Source organism: Photobacterium sp. SP02 (assembly GCF_038519165.1).
In the GTDB taxonomy this organism is placed as follows: domain Bacteria; phylum Pseudomonadota; class Gammaproteobacteria; order Enterobacterales; family Vibrionaceae; genus Photobacterium; species Photobacterium halotolerans.
The window spans coordinates 1-299 of record NZ_JASJOJ010000188.1 but is presented as its reverse complement, the minus strand read 5'-3'; the positions used below and the strand labels follow the sequence as shown (position 1 = coordinate 299).

The following is a 299-nucleotide window of genomic DNA, read 5'->3' as shown; positions in this document are numbered from 1 at the left end:
GGGGAACCTGGGGCTGGATCACCTCCTTACCTAAAGACTGTGTCGTTGATGCAGTGTCCACACAGATTGCTTGGTCGAAATCGTTAAGAGCGCAAGAGAAGGGTCTGTAGCTCAGGTGGTTAGAGCGCACCCCTGATAAGGGTGAGGTCGGTGGTTCAAGTCCACTCAGACCCACCACTGTCTTCCCAAATGCAGTGGTTAAACACTCTTGCAATACTCGATGGGGCTATAGCTCAGCTGGGAGAGCGCTTGCATGGCATGCAAGAGGTCGGCGGTTCGATCCCGCCTAGCTCCACCAC

2 tRNA genes are annotated in these 299 nt (G+C 54.8%); both read left to right on the top strand.

Annotation, left to right across the window (positions count from 1 at the left end):
• Window positions 1-100: 100 nt before the first annotated feature.
• Window positions 101-177 (top strand) — tRNA-Ile (locus tag P0Y67_RS22945).
• Between the two features lie 45 nt (window positions 178-222).
• A tRNA-Ala gene (locus tag P0Y67_RS22940) sits at window positions 223-298 on the top strand.
• Window position 299: the final 1 nt, after the last annotated feature.